General features: G+C 35.6%; 22 protein-coding genes and 1 riboswitch. Of the genes, 16 read left to right on the top strand and 6 right to left on the bottom strand.

The genetic code is table 11. The features are described from left to right. Positions 1-16: 16 nt before the first annotated feature. From MHH66_RS06025 to MHH66_RS06055, 7 genes are all read left to right on the top strand, one after another. Entirely contained in the window at positions 17-796 is a 780-nt protein-coding gene (locus MHH66_RS06025) for a transporter substrate-binding domain-containing protein (protein WP_078184418.1), read from the top strand. 36 nt (positions 797-832) lie between these two features. Further along, positions 833-1,492 (top strand): amino acid ABC transporter permease, encoded by a 660-nt coding sequence (locus MHH66_RS06030; protein ID WP_002067073.1) that lies wholly within the window; start codon positions 833-835, stop codon positions 1,490-1,492. Then, on the top strand, positions 1,485-2,207 hold the full coding sequence (locus tag MHH66_RS06035) for an amino acid ABC transporter ATP-binding protein (protein WP_078184417.1): 723 nt from the start codon (positions 1,485-1,487) through the stop codon (positions 2,205-2,207). Before MHH66_RS06030 ends, MHH66_RS06035 begins: the two co-directional genes overlap by 8 nt. A 380-nt stretch (positions 2,208-2,587) precedes the next feature. Beyond that, complete coding sequence (locus MHH66_RS06040) at positions 2,588-3,745, top strand: RNA-guided endonuclease InsQ/TnpB family protein (protein WP_012261686.1); 1,158 nt, start codon at positions 2,588-2,590, stop codon at positions 3,743-3,745. A gap of 156 nt (positions 3,746-3,901) precedes the next feature. Continuing rightward, positions 3,902-4,870 (top strand): aromatic acid exporter family protein, encoded by a 969-nt coding sequence (locus MHH66_RS06045; RefSeq protein WP_002033971.1) that lies wholly within the window; start codon positions 3,902-3,904, stop codon positions 4,868-4,870. Between the two features lie 16 nt (positions 4,871-4,886). Further along, positions 4,887-5,447, top strand: coding sequence for a L,D-transpeptidase (locus MHH66_RS06050; RefSeq protein WP_002015103.1), 561 nt, complete (start codon positions 4,887-4,889; stop codon positions 5,445-5,447). A gap of 64 nt (positions 5,448-5,511) precedes the next feature. After that, complete coding sequence (locus MHH66_RS06055; RefSeq protein WP_002088543.1) at positions 5,512-5,751, top strand: DUF3894 domain-containing protein; 240 nt, start codon at positions 5,512-5,514, stop codon at positions 5,749-5,751. A 90-nt stretch (positions 5,752-5,841) separates the two neighbouring features. Here MHH66_RS06055 and prli42 read toward each other — a convergent pair whose 3' ends face one another. After that, entirely contained in the window at positions 5,842-5,934 is a 93-nt protein-coding gene (prli42, locus tag MHH66_RS06060; protein WP_000549036.1) for a stressosome-associated protein Prli42, read from the bottom strand. A gap of 188 nt (positions 5,935-6,122) precedes the next feature. Here prli42 and MHH66_RS06065 point away from each other — a divergent pair, with 188 nt between their 5' ends. After that, on the top strand, positions 6,123-6,668 hold the full coding sequence (locus MHH66_RS06065) for a GNAT family N-acetyltransferase (RefSeq protein WP_078184415.1): 546 nt from the start codon (positions 6,123-6,125) through the stop codon (positions 6,666-6,668). Between the two features lie 127 nt (positions 6,669-6,795). Beyond that, positions 6,796-7,914, top strand: a complete 1,119-nt coding sequence (locus MHH66_RS06070) for a tripeptidase T (protein ID WP_002111705.1) — start codon at positions 6,796-6,798, stop codon at positions 7,912-7,914. A 51-nt stretch (positions 7,915-7,965) separates the two neighbouring features. On the opposite strand, the gene MHH66_RS06075 is transcribed toward MHH66_RS06070, so the two are convergent. After that, positions 7,966-8,172 (bottom strand): hypothetical protein, encoded by a 207-nt coding sequence (locus tag MHH66_RS06075; protein WP_078184414.1) that lies wholly within the window; start codon positions 8,170-8,172, stop codon positions 7,966-7,968. Between the two features lie 142 nt (positions 8,173-8,314). Here MHH66_RS06075 and MHH66_RS06080 point away from each other — a divergent pair, with 142 nt between their 5' ends. Further along, the gene (locus MHH66_RS06080) at positions 8,315-9,553 is read left to right on the top strand and encodes a DNA polymerase IV (RefSeq protein WP_078184413.1); all 1,239 of its coding nucleotides are present in this window, start codon (positions 8,315-8,317) and stop codon (positions 9,551-9,553) included. On the opposite strand, the gene MHH66_RS06085 is transcribed toward MHH66_RS06080, so the two are convergent. From MHH66_RS06085 to MHH66_RS06095, 3 genes are all read right to left on the bottom strand, one after another. Beyond that, positions 9,546-9,695: a hypothetical protein gene (locus MHH66_RS06085; protein ID WP_165689456.1), complete on the bottom strand. Its 150-nt coding sequence runs from the start codon at positions 9,693-9,695 to the stop codon at positions 9,546-9,548. The genes MHH66_RS06080 and MHH66_RS06085 overlap by 8 nt on opposite strands. A gap of 76 nt (positions 9,696-9,771) precedes the next feature. Then, positions 9,772-12,477: a magnesium-translocating P-type ATPase gene (gene mgtA, locus MHH66_RS06090; RefSeq protein WP_078184412.1), complete on the bottom strand. Its 2,706-nt coding sequence runs from the start codon at positions 12,475-12,477 to the stop codon at positions 9,772-9,774. Between the two features lie 330 nt (positions 12,478-12,807). Further along, positions 12,808-12,975, bottom strand: a riboswitch (M-box (ykoK) riboswitch). Positions 12,976-13,171: 196 nt separating this feature from the next. Next, positions 13,172-13,423 (bottom strand): DUF3932 family protein, encoded by a 252-nt coding sequence (locus MHH66_RS06095; protein ID WP_000665712.1) that lies wholly within the window; start codon positions 13,421-13,423, stop codon positions 13,172-13,174. A 189-nt stretch (positions 13,424-13,612) separates the two neighbouring features. On the opposite strand from MHH66_RS06095, the gene rnz reads away from it, so the two are divergent. The 4 genes from rnz (at position 13,613) to sdaAA (ending at position 16,838) form a co-directional block, all read left to right on the top strand. Next, the gene (rnz, locus tag MHH66_RS06100) at positions 13,613-14,536 is read left to right on the top strand and encodes a ribonuclease Z (protein WP_002014952.1); all 924 of its coding nucleotides are present in this window, start codon (positions 13,613-13,615) and stop codon (positions 14,534-14,536) included. A 553-nt stretch (positions 14,537-15,089) separates the two neighbouring features. After that, entirely contained in the window at positions 15,090-15,236 is a 147-nt protein-coding gene (locus MHH66_RS06105) for a hypothetical protein (RefSeq protein WP_158080567.1), read from the top strand. 45 nt (positions 15,237-15,281) lie between these two features. After that, positions 15,282-15,941 (top strand): L-serine ammonia-lyase, iron-sulfur-dependent subunit beta, encoded by a 660-nt coding sequence (sdaAB, locus tag MHH66_RS06110; protein ID WP_002088527.1) that lies wholly within the window; start codon positions 15,282-15,284, stop codon positions 15,939-15,941. A gap of 18 nt (positions 15,942-15,959) precedes the next feature. Beyond that, the gene (gene sdaAA, locus MHH66_RS06115; RefSeq protein ID WP_002033842.1) at positions 15,960-16,838 is read left to right on the top strand and encodes an L-serine ammonia-lyase, iron-sulfur-dependent, subunit alpha; all 879 of its coding nucleotides are present in this window, start codon (positions 15,960-15,962) and stop codon (positions 16,836-16,838) included. A gap of 57 nt (positions 16,839-16,895) precedes the next feature. On the opposite strand, the gene proI is transcribed toward sdaAA, so the two are convergent. Further along, positions 16,896-17,735 (bottom strand): pyrroline-5-carboxylate reductase ProI, encoded by an 840-nt coding sequence (gene proI / locus MHH66_RS06120; RefSeq protein ID WP_002033843.1) that lies wholly within the window; start codon positions 17,733-17,735, stop codon positions 16,896-16,898. Between the two features lie 166 nt (positions 17,736-17,901). Between proI and MHH66_RS06125 the strand changes: the two genes are divergently transcribed. Next, positions 17,902-18,855, top strand: coding sequence for an MBL fold metallo-hydrolase (locus MHH66_RS06125; protein WP_002014957.1), 954 nt, complete (start codon positions 17,902-17,904; stop codon positions 18,853-18,855). Positions 18,856-18,864: 9 nt separating this feature from the next. Further along, positions 18,865-19,659, top strand: coding sequence for an SDR family oxidoreductase (locus tag MHH66_RS06130; protein WP_078184411.1), 795 nt, complete (start codon positions 18,865-18,867; stop codon positions 19,657-19,659). Positions 19,660-19,685 lie beyond the last annotated feature (26 nt).

The following is a 19,685-nucleotide window of genomic DNA, read 5'->3' on the forward strand; positions in this document are numbered from 1 at the left end:
ATTAGGGGGAAGAAAGATGAAAAAGTTATTATCAATATCGTTTGCACTTATTTTAATTGTAAGTATGTTCAGTGCTTGTAGTAATGGGAAAGAAAAGGCTACGGGAAAAAATAAAAAAGTACTCGTTATGGGGACTTCAGCAGACTATAAACCGTATGAATACGTGGAAGCTTCAAAAAGTGATGAAATTATCGGCTTTGATGTTGATATTGCCAAATATATCGGAAAAGAACTTGGATACGAAGTGAAAGTGAAAGACATGGATTTCGGCGGATTATTAGCATCTCTTAATTCAGGAAAAGTTGATTTCGTTATGGCAGGTATGACGCCAACTGCAGAGCGTAAAAATAATGCTGATTTCACAGATATTTATTTTGTTGCTAAAAATATGATCGTTTCAAAAAACGGCTCTAATATTAAATCGTTAGAAGATTTAAAAGGGAAAAAAGTAGGGGTACAAACAGGGTCAATTCAAGAAGAAAAGGCAAAAGAATTTCAGAAACAAGTCGATTTCAAAGCTGAGGGACGTGACCGTATACCAGAAATCGTACAAGAAATTAAAGCTGGTCGTTTTGACGCTGCAATTATAGAAGACACAGTTGCAAAAAATTATTTAGAAAAAATGAAAGAACTACAAGGAATTGAAATTCAAGAAGCACCAGAAGAAGTAGGTGCAGCAATTGCTCTTCCGAAAAATAGTGATAAAACAGAAGAATTTAATAAAGTAATTAAGAAAATGCAAGAAAATGGAGAAATGGATAAATTAGTGAAGAAATGGTTTGGCAGCGGAAAATAAGCTGCCTTTCACTTTTCTGTGAGGGGAATGAAAAGGATGAATCTAGATTTTTCGGCAATTACGCCTTCAATACCATATATATTAAAGGGATTAGAAGTTACATTGAAAATTGTAGCTGCATCAGCTGTGGTAGGATTTATTTTAGGAACGTTATTAGCACTTTGCAAAATTGCTAGAATACGAGTATTAAATATTGCAGCAGATATTTATACGTCAATATTTCGTGGCACACCGCTAGTATTACAATTAATGATTATTTATTTCGGTGTTCCGCAAATGATGGGTTATGAGATACCGGCCTTTTTAGCAGCTGTACTTGCATTTAGCTTAAATTCAGGTGCATATATGTCAGAAGTAATTCGTGCCGGCATTCAAGCAGTCGATAAAGGACAAACAGAAGCAGCAATGGCTTTAGGTATTCCGTACAGTAAAATGATGAGAAATATTATTTTTCCTCAAGCTTTAAAAAATATATTACCAGCGCTTGTGAATGAGTTTGCGACACTTACGAAAGAGTCGGCTGTAGTAACCGTAATAGGAGCGACTGATTTAATGCGCCGTGCTTATATTGTAGGTGGTGAAACATTTAAATATCTTGAGCCATTACTTTTTGTTGGACTTATTTATTATATATTAGTAATTATTCTTACATTAGTCGGGAAAGCCATTGAAGGGAGAATGAAGAAAAGTGATTAAAATTGACAACCTTCATAAATCATTTGGGAAAAATGAAGTATTAAAAGGAATTACAACAACGATTGAGAAAGGAGAGGTTGTTGCAATTATTGGACCGTCTGGATCTGGAAAGTCAACGTTTTTACGCTGTATGAATGTATTGGAAGCGCCGACAGATGGTCACATTTGGATTGGAACGGAAGAAGTAACGAATCCGAAAACAAATATTATGCACGTTCGTGAAAATGTCGGAATGGTATTTCAACATTTTCACTTATTCCCTCATATGACTGTATTAGAAAATATTACGTATGCTCCTATCAATGTAAAAGAAGTAACGAAGCAAGAAGCTGAAAAAAAAGCTGAGAAACTTCTAGAAAAAGTGGGGTTATTAGATAAGAAAGATGCATATCCAAATCGTCTTTCAGGAGGACAAAAGCAACGTGTAGCAATTGCAAGAGCGTTAGCGATGGAACCGGAAGTTATGTTATTTGATGAACCTACCTCTGCGCTAGATCCAGAAATGGTGAAAAAAGTGTTAGAAGTTATGAAATCATTAGTTACGACAGGAATGACGATGGCAATCGTTACACATGAAATGGGATTTGCAAAAGAAGTAGCAGACCGTGTTCTCTTTTTAGATGGTGGAAAGCTCGTAGAAGATAGTAATCCGGAAGAGTTTTTTACAGCACCAAAAAGTGACCGTGCAAAAGAATTTTTGCAAAAGATATTGTAATATGTGAAGGGTACGTGAATAATAGGTAGAAAAGGATGACATTGCGTCATCCTTTTTTTATACTAACTGTAAATACCTTTATACCATATAGGAGCATTAAACAGTAGTCAAAAAAGTAAACCATCATAGACATATGTATTAAAATATAATTATGAACGAGTATATGTTGAAAGAATTTTTGGGAATAATTCATATGTCTATTGAAACATTGAAAAGATGGGATAATTCAGGTGTTTTAACTGCTTATCGAAATCAAAAAAATAAATGAAAAACGATCTCCACAAGAAGAACTTGTTCAAGATTTGCTATCTATCATTCATGTATGTAGTCGTAGGATATATGATTGAGAAAATACAAAAAATGTCGAGGGATAAAGAGATATGAGAAGAGCATATTTTATAGAGATGAAACCGACAAATGAACAAATAATCAAGATCAATCAAACAATTGGAGTGTGTAGGTACGTTTACAATCTGTATCTCTCCAAAAACAAAGAGATGTATGAATCAGAGGGAAAGTTTTTGAGTGGATATGATTTTTCTAAATGGCTAAACAATGTCTATACAAAAGAATGTAGCCAATGGATTAAAAAGGTATCTAGTAAAGCGGTAAAACAGGCAATTATGAATGGAGATAAAGCTTTTAAAAGATTTTTTAAGGGTTTATCTGGATTTCCACGTTATAAGAAAAAGAAGAATCAAGATGTGAAATGCTATTTTCCTAAAAACAACAAAACAGATTGGACAGTAGAAAGACATAGGGTAAAAGTCCCAACGATTGGTTGGATGAGGTTAAAAGAATATGGGCATATCCCCAAAAATGCGATTGTAAAAAGTGGAACGATAGGTAAAAGAGCAGGAAGATATTTTGTGTCTGTGCTTTGCGAATGGGAAGAAGCAGGAACGAAGCCAATACTCAATCAAACAGGTGTAGGGATTGATTTGGGGTTGAAGGATTTTGCTATACGTAGCGACGGTATCGTTCATGAAAACATTAATAAAACAATACAAGTAAAAAAGATAGAAAAACGCTTAAAACGTGAGCAACGTTCTTTATCGCGTAAATTTGAAAATATAAAAAAGAGAGGTGAACAATCTGTTACTAACAAAAGAGCGAATATAGATAAAAATATTCTTAGGGTGCAAAAACTACATGCCAGGCTAGCAAATATTCGATTAGAGTATGTAAAGTCTATTGTAAATGATGTGGTGAAAACCAAGCCAACGTTTATTACAGTGGAAGATTTGAATGTGAAAGGTATGATGAAGAATAAACATCTATCTAAAGCAGTTGCTAAGCAGTGCTTTTATACATTTAAAACATGGTTATTGACGAAATGTGAGGAATATGGAATTGAACTACGTCAAGTAGACAGGTTCTATCCATCTTCAAAGCTATGTTCATGTTGCGGTCAAAAGAAAGCGAATATAAAGCTATCTGACCGAGTATATACATGTGAATGTGGAAATGTAATGGATAGAGATTTGAACGCGTCAATCAACCTTTTACAAGCAAAAAAATATACAATACTAACGTGAATAGATTGTATATATGTACGGTGGGCTACATCGGAATTTACGCCTGTGGAGTGTTAGATCAAACTGTAGTAGCGAGTTAGTGGTGAGACAGGACACATAGAAGCAGGAATACTCTAAGAATATACATTTGTCTACATTTTTTGTAGCAGTAATGATATGTTTAAAATTGGATATAGAACAGTGAAAACAGCGCTTGGAACGGGAGCGGCAGTTTTTATTGCTCAGTTATTAGGATTAGAATTTTATAGTTCAGCTGGTATTTTAGTCATTTTATGTGTGCAAAATACGAAACGAAAATCCGTTCAAGTATCGTTGCACCGTTTTTTAGCTTGTGTATTATCGATGGTATTTGCGTTTTGTATTTTTGAAACGATTGGTTATACACCACTTGCGATTAGCGTATTACTGCTTACCTTTATTCCAACTGCAGTTATGTGCAAAATTCAAGAAGGGATTGTCACGAGTTCGGTTATCGTTATGCATCTGTATTCATTAAAGCAAATTACATGGTCTATAGTTGGTAATGAAATTGCTATATTAACGATTGGAATTAGTGTCGCTTTATTAGTAAACATGTACATGCCAAGCAGTGAGAATAAACTGAAAGAGTATCAAGGAAAAATAGAAGAGCATTTCAGAACGATTTTGTTTGAAATGGTCGTTTATTTACGGAATCGAGATAGTAATTGGAGTGGGGCCGAATTAATTGAAACAGAAATGATGCTGAAAGAAGCGAAAGATTTATCATTTAAAAAACTTGAGAATGAATTTATGCGTGAAGATGACTATTATTATCGGTATTTTGATATGCGTATGCAACAATTTGAAATTTTGGAGCGCATGATACCATTAGCTGCATCACTATCTTGGACGTATGAACAAGCTGATATGATTGCAGACGTAATTGAAAATATAGGGAATTCTATTCGACCTGAAAGTACAGGGGTCATTTCGTTAAGACAACTTCAAGAAATGCGAGAAGTATTTAGAGAAATGCCTTTACCAGTCTCGCGAGAAGAATTTGAAATACGTGCAAAACTTGTTCAACTTGTTTATGAGATGGAGCAATATTTACTCATTAAAAGTCGTTTTAAGGGAAAGGATAATATAAAAGAACTTATTTAGAAGGTAGGAACTATATATGCCGTATCTTCTTTCTTTATTATTATGTCTTTCTCTATCACCGATCTGGCCTCTTGGTGATAACCCACGTGCTGGAGATCCTTTTATAATTGTAAATAAAGCAACGAATAAACTAGCTTACATCGATGATGGGAAGATCCAAAAGGTTTTTCCAGTAGCGACAGGGAAAACAAATGAATTAACCCCAGAAGGAACCTTTGACATTGTATTGAAGGCGAAGGATCCCTATTATATTGCGAAGGATATTCCTGGGGGCTCTCCCAAAAATCCACTTGGATCGAGATGGATGGGATTTAATGCAAGAGGCACGGATGGAAGTAAGTATGGGATACACGGGACAAACCAACCTAGTTCAATTGGAAAATATATTTCGCAAGGATGTATAAGAATGAAGAAACATGATGTGGAATATTTGTTTGATCGTATTCCAATTGGAACGAAAGTATCGATTGTGAAATCGAAAAAAACATTTCAGCAATTGGCGAAGGAAAAAGGGGCCATAGTATTTGGAAAAGTCAACGAAACGGTTGGCTTTTTCTTTTATTATAAGTTGTCTTGACATGTGTACATAACCATGCGTTAATGAGAATATATAAAGATAATTGAGTAAAGGGGTTGCTCATATGTATTTAAATCCAAAAATTTCTTACATGCAGTTTTGTGTTGGTTTTCTATTTGTTATTACATTCATATTGGCAACTTTTAATATATGTTCTTACGTTGTAGCGATCGTATTTATGGCATTACTCAATCTTACTTTTGTTATTGGGGCATTTCAGCAGAAACAATATACAAGTTTTGTAATAGCACTTGTAATGGCCTTTTCCTTTAGCATTGTAGCAATTGTAATATATATAAAATAAAATGTTCATTACAAGATAGACTATCTCGATTTCGAGATGGTCTATTTTGTATGTGTAAGCAGTAAAAAAAGGACGAGTGAATCGTCCTTTTTACCAAAACATACTTGCGCCAGTAAGTAATGTTGTTACAAGCATAGAAATTAGCATTATATAAACCATAATTTTTTGAGCTTTTTTATGCATCGTTAAACCTCCTTGCAAATCAGTACAATTTCATTGTAACGAGAAATGAAATTGTGGACAAGGGGAGAGAAAGGACAAAATTCGGGAAGGGGGTGCAAAATATTACAGGAAATTTGAGCATACGTAGAGAATATGTTAAAAGATAGATTATTAATTTTTTTTTATGCAAGCTGAAGAATGGAGATACAATGATGAAAATATACGAGACAGAGCGTTTACATTTAAGAGAAATTGATGAGTCGTATGCGGAAAAAGTTCTTCAATATTACGACAAAAATCGTGAATTTTTAAAAGCGTGGGAAGAGTATAGACCGGAGGGGTTTTTCACGTTAGATTATCAAAAGAAAAAGTTACAAAAGGATAGAAAAGAGTTCGCGGAAGGCAAGATTATCAGGCTTTGGATTTTTAAAAAGGGTGATGATACAAAAATTATTGGATGTATTTCATTTAATCTAATTGTTCGCGGAATTTATCAATCTTGTGTACTCGGTTATAAATTAGATAAGGAAGAATTGAATAAAGGTTACACAACAGAAGCGCTTAGAAAAGCAATTCAAGTTACCTTTGAAGAATTTCATTTACATCGTATAGAAGCACCAATTATGCCACGAAATTTAGCATCTATACAAGTAGTGACGAAGATAGGATTTCAATATGAAGGTGTATCTCGAAAAATGCTAATGGTAAATGGCATCTGGGAAGATCATATGCGCTGGGTATTGTTAAACGAGTAATAGAAGGCAGATGGGTATCTAGATGTGTTAACCATCTGTTTTTTGTCTTGTATTTCGAAACTTTTGCGAAATTCTGTTATAATTAATGTTGTTACATACATAATGGTAGTGCAGGAGGCGCAGTCTTATGATTAATCAAGAACGTTTAGTAAATGAATTTATGGAGTTAGTACAAGTAGATTCTGAAACAAAATTTGAAGCAGAAATTTGCAAAGTGTTAACAGAGAAATTTACTGCTTTAGGTGTAGAAGTATTTGAGGATGACACGATGGGTGTGACTGGTCATGGTGCAGGTAACTTAATTTGTACTTTACCAGCAACAAAAGACGGTGTTGATACAATTTATTTCACTTCTCATATGGATACAGTAGTTCCTGGTAATGGAATTAAGCCTTCTATTAAAGATGGATATATCGTATCAGATGGTACTACAATTTTAGGAGCCGATGACAAAGCTGGATTAGCATCTATGTTTGAAGCAATTCGTGTCTTAAAAGAGAAAAACATTCCTCATGGTAAAATTGAATTTATTATTACAGTTGGAGAAGAATCTGGTCTTATTGGCGCAAAAGCGTTAGATCGCGAGCGCATTACAGCAAAATATGGTTATGCATTAGATAGTGATGGAAAAGTTGGTGAAATTGTAGTTGCAGCGCCAACACAAGCGAAAGTGAATGCAATTATTCGCGGGAAAACAGCTCATGCTGGCGTAGCACCAGAAAAAGGTGTATCTGCAATTACTATCGCAGCAAAAGCAATCGCAAAGATGCCACTTGGTCGTATCGATTCTGAAACAACTGCAAATATTGGACGTTTTGAAGGTGGTACACAAACAAATATCGTTTGCGATCATGTTCAAATCTTTGCAGAAGCTCGTTCTTTAATAAATGAGAAAATGGAAGTACAAGTCGCAAAAATGAAAGAAGCATTTGAAACAACTGCAAAAGAAATGGGTGGTCATGCAGACGTTGAAGTAAACGTTATGTATCCAGGATTTAAGTTTGCTGCTGGCGATCACGTTGTAGAAGTTGCGAAACGTGCAGCTGAAAACATTGGTCGTACGCCTTCTCTTCACCAAAGTGGTGGCGGAAGTGATGCGAACGTAATCGCAGGACATGGTATCCCAACAGTTAACTTAGCAGTTGGTTATGAAGAAATTCATACAACAAATGAAAAAATTCCTGTTGAAGAATTAGCGAAAACAGCAGAATTAGTTGTAGCTATTATCGAAGAAGTAGCGAAGTAAGTAATAAAGTCAAAAAGACGTGTGAACCAATTATGGTTTACACGTCTTTTTTTATTTTGATTCAATTGCTTTCACAAGGCGGATAAGCCAATATAAGAAGACCCACGGAAGTACATAAGTTGTTGCAAAATGTATGAAATGAGAGAAGATTCCTAAAGCGTAAATGTTAATGTTAAAAAGGGGAAGTAACAAATAATTAATCGCAAGGATTACTATAATAATAATAAATACATAATTGAGTTTATTATGTTGTTTCATAACGATTCACCTCCTTTACAATAATATCCATTTGTTACGTACAGTATAGCAAAAAATAGATAGAGAAAAGCCAATAATTAGTATAACGTGTAAAGAAATTTGATATAATGAAGGAACAAATGTTCTTTAAGGGGTGAGTAGTATGCGAGAAATGTATCCGAAAAATGGACGTGTTATTTTACATGTAGATATGAATTGTTTTTTCGCATCTGTCGAAATTGCTCATGACCCATCATTACAAGGAAAGCCATTAGCGATTGCGGGGAATGAAAAAGAGAGAAAAGGGATTATCATAACATGTAGTTATGAGGCGAGAGAATATGGAATACGTACGACGATGCCTCTATGGGAAGCGAAGCGATTATGCCCGCAATTAGTTGTGAGGCACCCTAATTTTACATTATATCGAGAAGCTTCATTTCAAATGTTTCAAATTCTTTCCCGTTTTACAGAAAAAATACAACCGTTTTCTATAGATGAAGGGTATTTAGATATTACAGATTGCTATGCGCTCGGTTCGCCTCTTGAAATAGCGAAGATGATTCAACAAGCGTTACTAACAGAGTTACAGGTTCCATGTAGCATTGGGATTGCCCCAAACCTTTTCCTAGCAAAGACTGCTTCAGATATGAAAAAACCTCTTGGAATTACAGTACTTCGAAAACGTGATATCCCAGAAATTATTTGGCCACGATCAGTTGCAGAGATGCATGGAATCGGAGAGAAAACAGCTGAAAAACTAAAAGATATTCATATACATACAATTGAACAGTTAGCAAAAGGAGACGAGCATATCATTCGCGCTAAAATTGGAAAGCACGGTGTTGATTTACAAAAACGTGCAAAAGGTATGGATGACAGGGAAGTTGATCCGAATCAAATGGGACAACATAAAAGCGTTGGAAATTCGATGACTTTCTCAAAGGATATGGACGAAGAAAAAGAATTACTTGATATGTTAGAAAGGTTATCGAAATCAGTAAGCAAAAGGCTACAAAAACGAACTCTCGTTAGTTATAACATTCAAATTATGATTAAATACCATGATCGTCGCACGGTAACACGGAGTAAACAATTGAAAAATGCAATATGGGAAGAACGGGTTATTTTCCAAGCAGCATCACGTTTATGGAAGCAACACTGGGATGGTGATTCTGTTCGTCTGTTAGGTGTTACAGCTACTGAATTAGAGTGGAAGACAGAATCAGTGAAACAGTTAGATTTGTTTTCATTCGAAGAAGATGCGAAAGAAGAGCCGTTACTTGCTGTTATTGATCAAATTAATGAAAAGTATGGAACACCTCTTTTACAGAGAGGTAGTCAATTATTGCGTAAGCAAGAAAAGTCGTTTCAGCAAAAATTAGAAAATAAGTTTATGTAGAAGGTTTTAGAGATTTAAACCCTTCTGTTTTAGATGGAAGAGAGGATCCAGCCATTCGATGTCTCCATTGTCTTTCCATTCCGATGCAAGATCCTACAATAATTGCTATAAATAACCTTAATACGATGTCATACCATATCATCATGGTTACCTCCATACATATAAGTACATGTTATATTTTTTGAGAATGAGTGAGAAATACCCACTCATTCTCATTTTTACAACCAGCTGTGGAATTTTTTAATATAAAGCTTTTTCAGGAATTGTGTTAAGAAAGCATAACCTAATAATATTCCTATGAGCCACGGGAAGTAGCTTAGTGGTAATGCTTGTAAACCAATTGCTGCACCAAGTGGTGAGAATGGAATGTAAATTCCGATTGCCATAATACAAGCGGTTAATATAAGAACTGGTATTGATGCTGTACTTTGAATGAACGGAATTTTCTGTGTTCTAATCATATGGACAATTAATGTTTGAGTTAGCAACCCAACGACAAACCAACCAGATTGGAATAGCGATTGTTCTCCAGGTGTATTTGCACCGAACACATTCCACATGACAACGAATGTGATAATATCGAATATAGAGCTAATTGGACCGATACAAATAATGAAGTTACGCAAGTTTGCAGTATCCCATTTTCTAGGCTTCTCTAGAAATTCTTTATCCATTTTATCCCATGGAATTGAAAGCTGTGAAATATCATAAAGTAAGTTTTGAATTAAGAGATGAATTGCAAGCATCGGTAAAAATGGAATGAAAGCACTTGCCACTAATACACTAAATACATTTCCAAAGTTAGAGCTAGCTGTCATTTTTATATATTTTAAAATATTGCCGAAAGTAGTGCGTCCTTCTAAAATACCTGCTTCTAATATAGTTAAACTTTTTTCAAGTAAAATAATATCGGAAGATTCTTTTGCAATGTCAGTAGCAGTATCAACAGATATTCCAACATCAGCATCACGTAGTGCAACGGCGTCGTTAATACCATCCCCCATATAACCTACAGTATGACCATTACCTTGCAATACGCGAATGATGCGGGACTTTTGCATTGGATTTAGTTTTGCGAACACTGTTGTTTCTTCTGCCAGTGTTGCTAATGTTTTATCTGGTAAAGAATCAATTTCGTAACCGAGGACAGGCTCACCTATATTTAATCCCACTTCTTTACAAACTTTTTTTGTAACAATTTCGTTATCGCCTGTTAAGATTTTCACTTGTACGCCATGTTTTTGCAATGCTTGAATTGCAGAAGCAGCAGATGGTTTAGGTGGATCTAAAAAGCCGATATATCCAGTAAGGATCATAGCGGATTCATCTTGTACTGCATAAGCTTTATGATAAGGTTTGTTATCGTTCTTGTAGGCTACAGCGATGACACGCATTCCTTCACTATTTAAAGTTTCGCTAAGATGTTTTACATTTACTCTCATTTCTTCAGTGAGAGGGACAATTTGTCCATCAACTTCAGTGTAGTTACAAATTGATAAAATTTCTTCTACGGCACCTTTACAAACCATTGTATGTTCACCTAAAATATTTTTCACGATGACAGACATGCGACGCCGAGCAAAATCGAATGGAATTTCATCTAGCTTTTGAAAAGCTGATGGATCAAATTTATGGTTCTCCTCTGTATGTTCAATAACAGCTTTATCTATTAAATTTTTCAATCCAGTTTGATAGAAGCTATTTAAATAGGCAAAGCGTAATACACGATCGCATTCATTTCCGTTAGGATCTAAATGACGAACTAGGACAACTTTATCTTCTGTTAAAGTTCCAGTTTTATCTGTGCAAAGAATGTTCATAGCACCTAAGTTTTGAATTGAGTTGAGCTGTTTTACAATTACTTTTTGTTTAGACATGTTCACGGCGCCTTTAGCTAAATTAGCAGTTACAATCATTGGCAGCATTTCAGGTGTAAGGCCAACTGCAACAGCAATAGCAAAGAAAAAAGCTTCTTGCCAATCTCCTTTTGTGAATCCATTAATGAGAAGGACAATGGGTGCCATAATAAGCATGAATGTGATTAAGAGCCAACTTACTTTGTTTACGCCTTTATCAAAGTTTGTTTCTGCACGTTTTCCGATAACCTTTTTTGCTAAAGAGCCGAAATACGTATCCGTACTAGTTGAAACAACAACAGCTTTTGCGCTACCGCTAACAATATTTGTACCCATAAAGCAAAGGTTTTCCATATCGAGCGGATTGTAATTTTTTTTCATGTTTTTCGGTAATATATGTTTATTTTCCGTATGGTAGCAGTTTTCGTATTTTTCTACAGGAAGTGCTTCCCCGGTTAAAGAAGACTGATTAACAAATAAATCTTTTGCGGATAAAATACGCACATCAGCTGGCACGATATCACCAGCTGAAAGTGAAATAATATCGCCAGGTACAAGTTCTTCAATTGGAATTTCTGTTGTGTAATTTCGCTTTAAATTTGTTACGTTTTTTGTTTCGTGTACAAATCCATCTATTCTAAAGACACTCGCAGTTGTTCGAACCATAGCCTTTAACTTATCCGCCGCTTTCTGAGAGCGGAATTCTTGTAAAAAGCGAATCGTTGCACTTAGCAGTACCATTACAAATACGACAATTGTTCCTTGTATGTCATCTGTGAAAAAAGAGAGTGCTCCAAGAGCTAATAAAACAAAAATAAATGGATTTTTAAATGCCAGCAGAAATTGAATGTACCACGGCAATGTTTTATTATGAGCAATTTCGTTCGGACCATATAAAGAAAGTCTACGAGACACTTCTTGTTTAGAGAGTCCATTTTCTGTTGTTTCTAAGAGTTTTAACGCAGAGTTTACATCCTGTGTTGCAACTTCCACTAATAATTCGTTATTTGCTTTCATGCTATCTTGATCGTAAGCATGCTTTGTTTCTTGTCTTTGTAAATTTAACATTGGTAGTTCCTCCTCTTTCATGAAGGAGGAAACAATCTGTTACTCGACTATTTAAAATTGGGAGGAACAGTTTCTTTCCTACCTACATGGTGAAATATTAACGTAAAACATATGGGTATCTGGGCCGAATCATCACTTGCCACTGTTCCTCACCTCCGTACAATTAGTAGTTTCTGAATATGCTATGTTTGTTTCATAGTAAGGTGCATAAAGACATAAAAAGACCTTTACTCAAAACGAGTAAAGGTCTGAATTCGTAGTCAAAAAGAGTCAACAACAAAGACTGTTATTAAACATAGATAAAAACAGTTTTTGTGTATGACAAAACATACGCACCTCTCCCTCGTTGAGTTTTAGCACTGTATAGCATAGGTACTGAAACCAGCTACGTTAAGAAAGGCCTTCATTCCGACCTTTCCTGTTGACCCATTGGCGTCTCTCGACATTTTTGGGCAGCAGCGTTTCTCTATACAGGAGCCTCACCTAACAGAGACCATATTCAATTACAAGTTGAATGTTAGCACTGTAAAATCGTAGTGTCAATATCTTTTTAATCTATTTTTTCGAAAAATCAAATAGATTTATGATGGCTATATAGTAGGAAATAAGCGGAGTTTTTGAAATAAGGCGGGAAAATAAATACTTTAATGAACATAAATAAAAAGCACTGTAACCAGTGCTTTTTTATTATAGATTATGAGATTGTAGGATTTTCAAAAATAACAATTTCTGAGTTACTTGTTGTTGAAACGCGTTGTGCGTAATATGTTAAAGCTGAAGAAATATATGTTGGTAACGTCTCATTTGTATGTGATGTTGTATATTCATGGATTAATTCTTTTAAAGTCGTCCATTCTAATTGTGCTGGGTGATCAGAAACGAAAGAACTTACCCAGCGATCAAATGAAGATGAAAAATCAGTTTGTAAACGAAATACTTCTTTCATAATAAAACGCTCCCTTAAAATGTAGTACAATCATTTTACCACAAAATACGAACGATAGCTAAATTTTTTAAGTATAATGTTCGTGTTATATAGTTGTCTAGATGATTGGTTATACAAATTCAATTTGCCATTTGAAATAACATTCCGTAAGATGAAAGATAGATTATATAAAGAGCTGGAGGAAAGAAAGTGGAATTTGTATTTTTAGGGACTGGTGCAGGTGTTCCTTCAAAAGGAAGGAATGTTTCAGCAATTGCTTTGCAGTTGTTAGAAGAACGAGGACAGACTTGGTTATTTGACTGTGGCGAGGCGACGCAACATCAAATACTACATACGTCTGTACGTCCACGCCGCATTGAAAAAATATTTATTACGCATTTACATGGCGATCATATTTTTGGATTGCCGGGTTTATTGGGTAGCCGTTCGTTTCAAGGTGGAACAACAAAATTAACAGTGTACGGACCAAAAGGAATTAAACAATTTATTGAAGTGGCATTATTAGTAAGTACGACACACGTTAAATATCCACTTGAAATCGTTGAGATTACGGAAGAAGGTATTGTGTTTGAGGATAATGAATTTTGTGTAGAAACAAAAAGGTTATCACATGGAATTGAATGCTTCGGATATCGAATTGTAGAGAAAGATATACAGGGAGCTCTTTTAGTGGATAAGTTACTTGGAATGGGTGTGAAACCTGGTCCAGTTTTTAAACGCTTAAAAGATGGTGAAGTAGTTGAATTAGAGAATGGCACAGTGTTAGATGGAAAAGATTTTATTGGCCCACCTCAAAAAGGAAGAGTTATTACAATTTTAGGCGATACACGATATTGCGAAGCGAGTAGAGAGCTTGCGCAAGATGCTGACGTACTTGTTCATGAAGCGACCTTTGCGGCAGAAGATGAACAACAAGCGTATGATTATTTTCATTCCACATCTAAGCAAGCTGCGAGTATTGCACTTCAGGCAAATGCAAAACGCTTAATATTGACTCATATTAGTTCTCGTTATCAAGGAGATACATATAAGGAATTATTGAAAGAGGCAAGAGAGCTATTTTCTAATACAGAAATAGCTACGGATTTAAAATCATTTCCAGTAGAAAGATAATAATGTTGTGAAAAAATGGTGACGATAGGTTGCCATTTTTTTTATTTCTAAAAAAAATTAAAAATAAAACTGTTATCATTTTATTTTTATATAGGATGACACAGAAAGTTTTAATGATGTGAAGATATAGGATAAAAATACATAATACCGATTATTTAGAAAAACTGTTATATAAGTCAGACGACATACGAGTGGTACAAATAGCAAAAATGGATTTTTATTCAGAACTTTTAAAATTCATTAAAAGTAAGCGTTTTATTAAAAACAAGCTATAATGAGGGCAGATTATAATTTATTGTAGGCTACATGCGTTTTAGCCATTTGTCATAACAAGTGAAGTTGACTAAATCGTGAGAGAGCAACATGGAAATTATAATAGGAAGGATATTACTATTATTTGTACTAAGTCTTTTTTCCCTTTTTAGCTTTAAAATATCAAAAGGTATGAAAGCAATGGGAGTTTCACTTGTTTATGCTATGCTTGTAAGGGGTTCTGTGTTAAACTTTGGATTGCTACCAGACTTTATTGTGGACTATCTTATATTATTTTTAAATGCAGGTAATGCTAAGTTTCTTATTTATTATTATAACTGGTATTATTTCAGGATATATTGCTTCACTGTTATTCAAAAACTATCCAATTCTTACAGCGGAACAAATTCGTGGTACGACTGGAACAGCAACCGATTCGGTAGCTTAATAGAATAGTAAATAATTTTTTCATAGAGGTTTAGGGGGAGTTATGATGAAGTATCGCTCAGTGTTTGATATTATTGGTCCGGTTATGATTGGTCCATCAAGTTCACATACAGCAGGCGCGGCAAGAATGGGGCAAGTTGCTCGTCAGCTGTTTCGTCATGAACCAGAGAGAGTTAGCATTTCATTATATGGTTCATTTGCAAAAACATACCGTGGTCACGGTACGGATGTAGCGCTAATCGGTGGAATACTAGGATTTGAAACAGATGATTTACGTATTCCAAGTGCGTTAGATATTGCAAAAGAACGCGGGATTGAAGTGGAATTCATTGAAGAAGATGCAAATGCTCCGCATCCAAATACAGCGAAAATTCGTCTGTATAAAGGTGAAGAGGAAATTGAAGTTGTTGCTTGCTCAATTGGTGGCGGTAAAATTGAAGTTGTAGAATTAAACGGATTCGATCTTCAATTAACAGGCACGAGTCCAGCACTACTTATTGTAAATAACGATCGCTTTGGTGCTATCGCAGCTGTAGCTTCAATCCTTGCTAAGCATGAGATTAACATAAGTACAATGAGTGTTTCTCGTAAAGAAAAAGGAAGAAGAGCGCTTATGGTCATTGAAACAGATGAATTATTAGCAGATGAAGTAATTGCGGAAATAAATGGGCAACAAAATATTTGTCAAGTAACTATTATGGATTAATTGCAGGGGGGACACACCATGTTTCGGAACGCAGCGGAACTAGTGGCGCAAGCTAAAGAGCAAAATGTAAAAATCGCAGAAATTATGATTCAATGTGAAATGCAAACAAGAAATATCTCACGTGAAGAAGTAATTGCTGGAATGGAAAAGAACTTAGTCGTGATGGAACAAGCAGTAGAACGCGGTATTCGTGGTGTAAAATCACCGACTGGTTTAACTGGCGGGGATGCTGTGAAAGTCCAAGCGTATATGCAGAGTGGAAAAGGTTTATCTGGAGATACGATTTTGGACGCAGTGAGTAAAGCTGTTGCGACAAATGAAGTAAATGCGGCGATGGGAATTATTTGTGCAACACCAACAGCAGGATCTGCTGGAACAGTGCCAGGTGTACTGTTTGCACTACAAGAAAAATTACAGCCGACACGCGAAGAAATGATTGAATTTTTATTTACAGCAGGAGCTTTCGGTATGGTTGTTGCGAATAATGCTTGTATTTCTGGCGCGGCAGGAGGTTGCCAAGCTGAAGTAGGTTCAGCAAGTGGAATGGCAGCTGCAGCAGCAGTTGAGATGGCTGGTGGAACACAAGATCAAGCAGCTACAGCGATGGCGATTTCATTAAAGAATATGCTTGGTTTAGTATGTGATCCTGTTGCAGGGCTTGTAGAAGTACCTTGTGTAAAACGTAATGCAGCAGGAGCTGCGAATGCCATGATTTCAGCTGATTTATCATTAGCTGGTGTAACTAGTACAATTCCATGTGATGAAGTCATTGAGGCGATGTTTAGAATTGGACAAACGATGCCAGTAGCACTTCGTGAAACAGCAGAAGGTGGCCTTGCAGCAACACCGACAGGTCGTCGTTTGCAAGAAGAGATTTTTGGTAAGAGTAATAACTAAAAGCATATCATATGATTAAAGTAAAAACGGAGCTCAAATAAAGTTGAGCTCCGTTTTTTATTTTTCTTTTGCTATTTCTTCTAATGTTTTTCCAAGATCGTGTGATCGTTTCGTTGCTTGTGTAATACATGAGATTAATGCTTGTTGAAAATTATGCTCCTTTAATACTTCAATACCTGCTTCAGTTGTTCCGCCAGGAGAAGTAATTTCTTTTCGCAAAATAGAAGGGTGTTTTTCGCTTGCTTTTAGCATTTCAGCAGAACCAATCATCGTCTGAAGAATAAGAGATTTTGCAACATCTTCTTTTAAACCAATTTTTTTTGCTGCCTCTTCCAGTGCCTCTACCACGTAATAAATATAAGCTGGTCCACTTCCAGATAATGCAGTGATAGCATGCATATCTTCTTCTTCTACAACAGAGACGAGACCAATCGTTTCAAATAAAGATGTTGCAGTGCGAATATGTTCCTCCGTTGTGTGTTCTGAAGGTGAGATAGCGGTAGCGGATTTTAAAATGGTTGCAGATGTATTTGGCATTGCACGAATAATCGGAACGTCTTTTTGAAGTAGGTTTCTAATTGAATGAGTAGAAACACCTGCTAATAACGAAATAATAAGCAAGTCATTATTTATGTATTCTTTAAGAGGAATAACCGCTTCTGCGACATCTTTTGGCTTCATAGCTAGAAAAAGAATATTTGCATCAGCAAGTAATTCCTTTTTATTATGTGTACCTTTGACACCGTATTTTTTATGTAACTCCTGTAATCTTGTCTCGTTAGAACGATTACTTACAGTGACGTGTTCTCCCTTAACAACATTTGCGTTTAATAAGCCACCAATAATCGCTTCGGCAATAGAGCCTGCACCGAGAAAGGAAATGTTTTGCATAGACATGATGTGCCTCCTTTAAATTTGGTTAGAAATACTTATAAATGTACATACATTCGTTATGTTATGGAAAAGACCTCTTTTTATCTGAAAATAATGACAAATTTATAGGGAAGTTGTAAACTGAAGAGGTATTCATTTTTGAACCGGAAAAAGACAGGGGGGGCTAAGCATGACGGCGATTCATCGAATGGAGATTCCTGTTCCATTTGCAGTTGAGACAGTGAATGTGTTTTTAGTTGAGGGAGAAACATTAACGTTAATTGATACAGGGACAAATACAGAAGAAGCAAAGAAAGCACTAGAAAGTCAATTAGGTGCATTAGGATATAAGATAGAAGATATTGAAACGGTAGTGATTACGCATCACCATGCGGATCATTGCGGACTTTTAAATACATTTTCTGAAAAAGTAAAGATTATCGGACATCCTTGGAATGAACCGTGGATTACACAGAATGCTGAATTTTTAAAGAGGTATCATGAATTTTTTAAAGAGACAGCCTTGCAGTTCGGCGTTCCAGCAGTATTTCTGAATGGTGAGGCGTTATTGACGACGAAGACACTTAAATATTCTTGTAATAGATCGTTAACACATACCGTGAGAGAGGGAGATCGTATAGATTCCTTACCTGGATTTACAGTGATTGAAACCCCGGGTCATGCTTCCACTCATATTTCATTATATAGAGAATCTGATGGAATATTAATTGGTGGGGATGCTCTCATTAGTCATATTTCTTCAAATCCAATATTAGAACCACCATATGAAGGGCAAACAGAAAGAGCGCATCCTTTATTGCAGTACAATCAAACGTTAAAACGTTTAAGTGAAATGAATATTTCACGGATTTTATCAGGGCATGGGGAAGATGTTCTGAATGTGAAACAACTTATTGAAACAAGATTACAAAAGCAAGAGACACGTGCTTTTAAAGTGCTTGAACTATTAAAGGAAAAGCCAATGACAGCATTTGAGGTGTGTGTAAAACTATTTCCGGTATTATATAAAGAGCAATTACCACTTACTATCTCAGAAACTGTTGGACAATTAGACTTTTTAGCATATAATCAACAGGTGATGATTGATGAATCTTCACAACAATTGATTTATTATGCAAAGTAGGTGACAGCAATGACGGGACGTTTACAAGAAAAAGTAATCGTCATTACAGGTGCTTCTAGTGGAATTGGAGAGCAAGTGGCAATGCAGGTTGCAGAGCAAGGGGCGACGCCGGTATTAATGGCTCGAACAGAAGAGAAGCTACAAGCATTAGCAGACAAAATTAAAGTAACTTATAATACGCCTTGCTATTACTATGTATTAGATGTAAGTGAAGAAACGAAAGTACAATCTGTTTTTTCAAAGGTATTACAAGAAGTAGGACGTATTGATATATTGGTAAATAATGCTGGGTTTGGTATTTTTAAAACGTTTGAAGATGCTTCAATGGATGAAGTGAAGGATATGTTTCAAGTAAATGTATTTGGATTAGTAGCTTGTACGAAAGCGGTATTACCTAATATGGTAAAAAGGAACGAAGGACAAATTATTAATATTGCTTCATTGGCTGGAAAAATTGCAACTCCGAAGTCGAGTGCTTATGCAGCAACAAAACACGCTGTATTAGGATTTACGAATAGTTTACGTATGGAGTTATCTAACACAAATGTATATGTAACAGCAATTAACCCAGGACCGATAGATACGAACTTTTTTGAAATAGCCGATCAATCAGGTACATATGTGAAAAATATGGGACGTTACATGTTAAAACCAACATATGTAGCAGAACAAATCGTAAAGGCGATGCAAACGAAAAAACGTGAAGTAAACTTGCCAAAGTGGATGGGAATGGGGCCAAAGCTCTACGCATTATTCCCAGGTTTATTTGAACGCGTTGCAGGCAAATCATTAAGTGAAAAATAGGAGATTTCCATATGGAAATCTCCTAT

It is taken from the genome of Bacillus sp. FSL H8-0492, assembly GCF_038006145.1.
Lineage (GTDB): Bacteria > Bacillota > Bacilli > Bacillales > Bacillaceae_G > Bacillus_A > Bacillus_A mycoides.